A 3,618-nucleotide genomic window follows, 5' to 3' on the forward strand; every position below is an offset into this window, starting at 1 on the left:
ACTCCATCACTCGTCTCGCCCGCGCGTATAACCTCGCGGCCCCGGCGTCCGGGCGCATCCTGTCCGGCGGTGTGGATTCCGCGGCATTGTACCCGCCCAAACGCTTCCTGGGTGCGGCTCGCAACATCGAGAACGGCGGATCCCTCACGATCCTCGCCTCTGCGCTCATCGATACCGGCTCCAAGATGGACGAGGTGATTTTTGAGGAGTTCAAGGGCACGGGCAATATGGAGCTCAAGCTCGATCGCGATCTGGCCGACCGTCGCATTTTCCCGGCCATCGACCCAGTGGCATCGGGCACGCGCAACGAGGACCTGCTCGTTGACGAGCAGATGCGCCCGTTCATGTGGGGCATTCGCCGGATTCTGGCGGGAATGAACAACACCGAGCGTGCCGCCGCGTCCTTCATCAAGGGCCTCAAAGGCACGAACTCCAACCAGGATTTCCTTATCCGCACCGCCAAGAAAGCGGCCGACCACCCCGACGCGCTGTAGGGGCTCTTGGATCACGTGACTGTAGAATCTGCCTAAACGACAATCCCCTCGCAGCTCTTTTGCGTTGCGAGGGGATTATCTTGGCTACACGATGCCCAGCAGGCGTTCCGCTGCCAAGGCGGCTTTGTAGGGGAGCACGCGCGAGGCGGCGTAGTAGGCCCGCATGTCCAGGGACGGGATGCAGAGGCCTTTGCCCGCGCGTGAGGCGCGTAGGGCTGCCTTCGCCACGTTCTCGGCGCTCTCGAATCCAATCGCGGTCATTGCGCGAGCGGCGACATCATCGCCCGGTTTGTCAAGGAATTCGGTCTTCATGAACTTGGGGCACACGGCGGTCACGTGGATGTCTGCGCTGCCGAGTTCTGCGTCGAGCGAGCGCGAGAGGTCCAGGACGAATCGCTTTGCCGCCGAGTACACAGCGAGCTTCGGTTGGGGAATGAACGCAGCCACGCTCGAGATGTTGATGATGCGGGAACCGGCGCGTAGATAAGGGAGGGTACGGTAGATGAGCTCGACCGGTGCCTGCATGAGCAGACGTGCCATTGCGCCTCCGTCTTTCGTACGCTGGGAGGCGACCGAGCCAAAGATGCCGAACCCCGCATTGTTTACCAGGAGCGCGACTTCCGCGCCGGGCGTTTCGGCAAGAGCTCCCTCGATGACTTCGAACGACGACGGATCGGTGAGGTCGAGGCAAAAGGGGCGAACGGGCGTCGAGCTCGTGCGGCGAAGCGCCTCAAGACGCTCGAGCCTCCGAGCAATGGGCCAGATCTCATCGATGTGCCCCGCCTCGCCGGCGTCTATGCGCCTGACGAGCTCTCGGCCCAAGCCGGAGCTTGCTCCCGTGACAATGGCGACTCGCAGCATATGAACTCCCTACGTATCGATATCGCTTGTGCGATTTCGCATCGGCAAGGTTCTTGTTCCCGATTTCCACTTGCCAAATACACTTGAAAATACCTGCGAATTCTTACATAATCAACGAAGATCGCGACGGAATAATGCAGATGAAACGAACCACCATCCGTTGCTTGGGGCGCACTGCGCCATCGAGCCATACCATTCATCTTTTCCATCCGACCTCAAGCCGCCGCCCGACGTAGTCTGGCGCGGTTATCTGTCATGAAACGTATGGTACCGAGGGAGTGCGCCATGGCTGAGGCAAGAATTGGATATCGTGGCAACGCGGTCGGCATCTCCGCGGGATTGGGCATTGCACTTCCGCTTGCCGCGTATGCTGTGAGCTTGCCGTTCGATGGTGTAAGCGAGGTTGTCCGCGCCGACGCCATACCGTTCGCCGCCGGAATCGTCGCCGGTGTCGGCATGCTGGCGCTCACGGGTCATCTCCTCGACGTTCATGCCGATCGTGTCGCCGCCGAAGAGGCCGAGGCCGCGCGATTCGCGTCCATGTACGAGACGGGCGTCATCAATCGGGGTGCTTCCAATTCGCATTCCCAGACATCCTCGGCACCACGGGGCAAGCGCTTTGCCCGTAAGGGCACCCCGGCCGGCGTCCCTGTGATCTCGCGCGCGGTCGATGCGCTCGACGAGATGGAGGCATGGGCCGAAATCGACGCGATGTTCAAGGACGGCTCGCCTATCAGCTGTGACCCCACGCGTTCGAAGGATATGTACCAGATTGCGCTCGAGGAGCTGCGTCGTTCCGAACGCGCTGCAACGGCCGCCACCTCCGTCACCACGGCCACGGCTACCGCTGCCACCGCGGCCGTTCGAGCCACGACCCCCGCCCCTCAAACTGTCAATGCGGGTGGGTCGCTCGTCGATGATTTCGATTTGGACGAAGCCGACGCGCGCGACGAGGCCATGGCCTCCCTGTACGGCCCCTCGGTCGTCTCTCGCTCCCATGTGCCCGTGCTTCCCACCATGTCCGCGCCCGTCGTCCAATCGGCGGTCCCCGTGCGAACGGCCCAGGCTTCTAGCCCTGCTCAACAAGTACGGTCGCAGGAGGCCCCGAGCGTCCCGGTTGCCGACTACTCCGGCCATGAGGGTATGTGGGTGGCGGCGCTTGCCATCCTCGCCGACGAGAGCGTATCTGCTGTGACATCCGTCTCTTCCGCACCCGCTGTTGCCGAGCCTGCCGAGACCTCAGTCATGGATGCCAAGCGCATGGCGGCCATCGCCGAAGGCGGTCATGCCACGCGCCTACATAGCCATGTCAACTCGATCATCGAGGAGGAGTTCGACAAGGTCCCGTCCAAAAGCGTCCACAGGACCGCTCATGAGTACCTTAAGGTCATCGAGGGCGGGACGGCGGGGATGCCGGCCCTTCGGTCTGCGGAGGGGTAATTCGTCTTGTCGAACTTGTCCGGTCAGTTTCGTTTCAAGGTGAGCACTCCCTGGCTGCTGCTCACCTTGGTGTTCGTCACCTTCATATGGGGCAACTCTCTCGTTCCCGGTCAGGGGAGCGGTTCTTTAAGCCTGAGTGTCATGGAATGTGCCCATGAGGTGCTGCGCTCGCTGGGGCTTCCCTATGCGTGGCTGACGAACTTCATCATTCGCAAGACCGCGCATTTCACCGAGTATCTCGTGCTTGGTCTGTTCGCGTCGCAGGCGTTCGACAGGACCGGTGCCGCGTCGCGCGCTTCCCTTGTCGCCACCGCCGTGTTTTGCGCATTCATTCCATCTATTGATGAGACGATTCAACTCTTCGTCGCCGATCGTTCCGGGCAAGTGATCGATGTGCTCCTCGATTGCTGTGGGGCGGCAACGGGTATCGCGCTCCGGACAGCATGGATTAAGATGCGGAGAGTTCGTAACAACTCGCGTCAAGTGCGTACGAAGCGCGGGTAACCGCATCGCGCGGGATTGGGCGAAGCCGGCGGTGGGGCATGGGACGGCCATGGGGCCAATGGATTTTCACCCTCAGGCCAAGGCTCTCAAACTTTTCTTGAATTACCCCTTGCATTGAACGCCATGAGCGTGCATAATACTCTTCGCTGTGTGACAGACATGGTGGGTGTAGCTCAGTTGGCTAGAGCGACGGGTTGTGGTCCCGTAGGTCGAGGGTTCGAGTCCCTTTACCCACCCCATTCCCTTTCACATGGCAGATGCAAAGGGCGATTAGCTCAGCTGGCTAGAGCAGGGGACTCTTAATCCCAAGGTCCAGGGT

At 61.3% G+C, this 3,618-nt stretch carries 3 protein-coding genes, 1 tRNA gene and 1 pseudogene; 4 read left to right on the forward strand and 1 reads right to left on the reverse strand.

Annotated elements, in window-relative coordinates:
* Positions 1-494: pseudogene (locus ACT8II_RS05105) on the forward strand (transcription termination factor Rho); the annotation flags it as partial.
* An 84-nt stretch (positions 495-578) separates the two neighbouring features.
* On the opposite strand, the gene ACT8II_RS05110 reads toward ACT8II_RS05105, so the two are convergent.
* Positions 579-1,355, reverse strand: coding sequence for an SDR family NAD(P)-dependent oxidoreductase (locus ACT8II_RS05110; protein ID WP_443813194.1), 777 nt, complete (start codon positions 1,353-1,355; stop codon positions 579-581).
* Positions 1,356-1,640: 285 nt separating this feature from the next.
* On the opposite strand from ACT8II_RS05110, the gene ACT8II_RS05115 reads away from it, so the two are divergent.
* The 3 genes from ACT8II_RS05115 to ACT8II_RS05125 all read left to right on the forward strand — a co-directional run bounded on the left by ACT8II_RS05115 (position 1,641) and on the right by ACT8II_RS05125 (position 3,538).
* Positions 1,641-2,795, forward strand: coding sequence for a hypothetical protein (locus ACT8II_RS05115; protein ID WP_443813195.1), 1,155 nt, complete (start codon positions 1,641-1,643; stop codon positions 2,793-2,795).
* 6 nt (positions 2,796-2,801) lie between these two features.
* Positions 2,802-3,299 (forward strand): VanZ family protein, encoded by a 498-nt coding sequence (locus tag ACT8II_RS05120; RefSeq protein ID WP_443813196.1) that lies wholly within the window; start codon positions 2,802-2,804, stop codon positions 3,297-3,299.
* A gap of 162 nt (positions 3,300-3,461) precedes the next feature.
* Positions 3,462-3,538, forward strand: a tRNA-His gene (locus ACT8II_RS05125).
* The last annotated feature ends 80 nt before the right edge of the window (positions 3,539-3,618 follow it).

Origin of the sequence: Collinsella sp. (assembly GCF_052346665.1) — a bacterium.
Classification (GTDB): Bacteria; Actinomycetota; Coriobacteriia; order Coriobacteriales; family Coriobacteriaceae; genus Collinsella.

What these genes read in the sequence shown, in the direction of transcription:
- ACT8II_RS05110 (WP_443813194.1), bottom strand. Translation starts at nt 1,355, where the DNA reads ATGCTGCGAGTCGCCATTGTCACGGGAGCAAGCTCCGGCTTGGGCCGA.
- ACT8II_RS05115 (WP_443813195.1), top strand. Translation starts at nt 1,641, where the DNA reads ATGGCTGAGGCAAGAATTGGATATCGTGGCAACGCGGTCGGCATCTCC.